2 protein-coding genes are annotated in these 3355 nt (G+C 61.4%); both read right to left on the bottom strand.

Annotation, left to right across the window (positions count from 1 at the left end; genetic code table 11):
* Window positions 1–161: 161 nt before the first annotated feature.
* Window positions 162–2123, bottom strand: a complete 1962-nt coding sequence (locus ACODTO_RS27065) for a MacB family efflux pump subunit (protein ID WP_139643630.1) — start codon at window positions 2121–2123, stop codon at window positions 162–164.
* A 2-nt stretch (window positions 2124–2125) separates the two neighbouring features.
* Window positions 2126–3277, bottom strand: coding sequence for a macrolide transporter subunit MacA (gene macA / locus ACODTO_RS27070; RefSeq protein WP_139643634.1), 1152 nt, complete (start codon window positions 3275–3277; stop codon window positions 2126–2128).
* Between the last annotated feature and the right edge of the window lie 78 nt (window positions 3278–3355).

A 3355-nucleotide genomic window follows, 5' to 3' on the forward strand; every position in this document is an offset into this window, starting at 1 on the left:
GTGGGAGCGAGCCTGCTCGCGATGGCGGCGGCACATCCAACATCAGTGCAAGCTGCCCCACCGCTTTCGCGAGCAAGCCCGCTCCCACACTTGACCTGTGCCGAACGTGATATCCGCAACAAACACCAATCCCACAGTCGATCTAGGTTGAATTCGTTACCTCAATCACGCGCCAGGGCATTGATCGGGTCAAGCCGCGCCGCATTGCGTGCAGGTACGAAGCCGAACACGATGCCGATGAGTGTCGAGCAAACGACCGCGGTGATGATCGATCCCATCGAAAACACCATCTGCCATTCCTTGACGAAGATCGAAAAGACGTAGCCGATGCTGAACGACAAGCCAATGCCAATCGTCCCTCCGAGCAGGCAGACCATCACCGCTTCCACCAGGAACTGCTGGCGTATATCGGACTGACGCGCCCCCACCGCCATGCGGATGCCGATTTCACGGGTTCGCTCAGTCACCGACACCAGCATGATGTTCATCACGCCGATGCCCCCCACCACCAATGAGATGACCGCGATGAGCGAAAGCAGCAGGGCCAGCGACTGGCTGGTCTTCTGCACCGTCTGCATCACGCTGTCGAGGTTGTAGGTGAAGAAGTCCTTGGTGCCATGGCGCTGCGTCAGCAGCTTGACCACGTTGTCTTCCACCAGCTTGCTCGGCTGCCCGTCCTTGATCCGGACCGTGACGCTGTCCAGGAAACGCTGGCCCAGCAAGCGCCCCGCCGCTGTTTCATAGGGCATCCAGATGTTCAGGTTCTTGCTGGTGTTGAAGACGCTCTTGCGGTCCTCGGTCACGCCGATGACAGTGCAAGGCAGGTTGTCGACGAGGATCACCTTGCCCAGCGGGTCCGTGTGCGAGCCGAACAGTCGCTGGCTGGTGTTATGGTCGATCACCACCACTTGCGACTGCCGCCGGGAGTCGTCCTTGTTGAACGCTACGCCTGAGCCGATCTTGATCCCGCGGACCTGGAAGTAACTCTCGCTCACACCGTTGACGGTCGCATTGACATCGATGTTCTGGTACCGCAACAACAGGTTGCGCCCAAGGTTGGGGGTGGCGCTGTCGATGTAGTACAGGTCGGCCAGCGCCGTGACGTCGGAGAGCACCAGGGTTTCGATGGCCGTCGAGCGGCTGTCGCCCCAGTCGGCCCCGGGCATGATCTCGATGGTATTGCTGCCGATCGCCTCGATATCCTTGAGGACATATTGCTTGACCCCTTCGCCGATGGCCACGATCGACACCACCGACGTGATACCGATGATGATGCCCAGCATCGTCAACAACGTCCGCATCCGGTGCGAGATCAGCGCCACCCATGCCATGTTGAACGCTTCGCTGAACAGCCCGAAGCTGGCGAGCAGCCGGTTCGACGGCTTGACCTTGGCCGGTGGGGTGCCTTGTGGCGGCTGGTCTTCCATGGACCGCTGCGGATTGGCCCGATCGCTGACGATCTCGCCGTCGCGGATCTCGATGATGCGTTGGGCGTAGGCCGCCACTTTCTCATCGTGGGTCACGATGATCACCGTGTGCCCCGCCGCGTTGAGTTCCAGCAGGATCTTCATCACTTCCTTGCCGCTGGCGGTATCCAGTGCCCCGGTGGGTTCGTCGGCGAGAATGATTTCGCCGCCGTTCATCAAGGCCCGGGCGATACTCACCCGCTGTTGCTGTCCGCCGGAAAGCTGGCTGGGTCGATTGGCCAGGTGCCCGGTCAACCCCAGGCGCCCCAGCAACTCCCCGGCACGGTTGTGCCGTTGCGACTCGGCGGCACCGGCATAGATGGCCGGCATCTCGACGTTGTGCAAGGCACTCAGGTGGGGCAGCAAGTGATAACGCTGGAAGATGAAACCGAAGTGATCGCGACGCAGCTCCGCCAGCTCATGATCGTCCATCGAGCCGGTTTCGCGCCCATTCACTTTATAGCTGCCGGAACTCGGATGATCGAGGCAGCCGAGCACATTCATCAGGGTGGATTTGCCGGAGCCGGACGCCCCCGTGATCGCCACGATTTCCCCGGCATTGATCGTCAGGTTGATGTCCTTGAGCGCGATGAACGCCTTTTCGCCCGCTTGAAAGCTACGGGTGATCCCTTCGAGTTCCAACAGTGGTCGCGTCATGGTCAGGCTCCCGCCACGGCTGGGGTAGGCTCGCCGATGACGACCTTGTCGCCTTCAGCCAGGCCGTCCTTGATTTCAGCCCTGACGTTGTTATTGATCCCCGTCTGGACGTTACGCGGCTGGGCCTTGCCTTCGGCGTCCAGGACCCGGACCACGTAGCTGCCATCCTGGTTTCTCGGGCCCAGGGCCGCGACCGGAACCGTCAGCACCGCCTTGGCCTTGTCCAGGACAATGCGGACCTGGGCGGTCATCGAGATACGCAGGCGATGATCGGGGTTCGGCACGTCGAACAGGCTGTTGTAGAACACCGCGGTGTTCTGCTTGGGCGTCCCGGCGTTCTGGGTCTCGAGGAAGTTCTGCGGTGCCGGTTCAGTGCCGCGCAGCGTGGCGTAATAGCGTTTTTCCGCTTCACCGAGAATGGTGAAATACACCTCTTGCCCGGGCACGATATGAATCACATCGGCCTCGGACACCTGGGCCTTGACGGTCATGGTGTCCAGGTCGGCCAGCTTCAGCAGCACGGGCGCCAGTTGCTCGGCGATCACGGTCTGGCCTTCCTGGGTCACGATCCCCACGACGTAACCGTCGATGGGCGCGACGATGTGGGTATAGGCCAGGTTGACCCGGGCCGTTTCCACCTGGATCTGCGCGTCCTTGATCTGTGCATCGAGGGACAGCAGGTTGGCAGCCTCCACCTTGTAGTTCGATTCGGCGGTCTCGTATTCCTGCTTGGAAATCGCGTCGTCCGGTTGCAGCACCTTATAGCGATCGTAAGTGGCTTTCGCGTCCTTGAGTTGTGCCGCGGTGGCTTGCCGCTTCGCCTTCAGGTTTTCTTCGTTGACCTGGGCCTGGCGCAAGGCGTTCTGCGCCAGCAGCGGGTCGATTTCCGCCAGCCACTGGCCCTTCTTCACCTTGTCGCCCAGCTTGACCTTGAGCGACTTCAGTTGCCCGGACACCTGGGCACCGACGTCGACCTGCTTGACGCCCTGGAGCGTCCCGGTGGCCAGCACGGCGTTCTCGATGTCAGTGCGCTCGACCGTGGCGGTCAGGTACTCCGGCGGTTTGCCCGGCGACTGAGCGCTATAGAAAACCAGGCCGGTCACCGCGACCAGGACAAGCACGACAGCGATTTTTCGAAACTTCGACTTTTCCATAAATAACCATGAGTGCGTTGAGTTCAGGCCCGGCCAACGTAGCGCCGGGTTCCATGGGTGCGCCCGAAGGAAGGACGG

The sequence above is a fragment of the Pseudomonas sp. FG13 genome (genome assembly GCF_057809755.1).

What these genes read in the sequence shown, in the direction of transcription:
- ACODTO_RS27065 (WP_139643630.1), bottom strand. Translation starts at nt 2,123, where the DNA reads ATGACGCGACCACTGTTGGAACTCGAAGGGATCACCCGTAGCTTTCAA.
- macA (WP_139643634.1), bottom strand. Translation starts at nt 3,277, where the DNA reads ATGGAAAAGTCGAAGTTTCGAAAAATCGCTGTCGTGCTTGTCCTGGTC.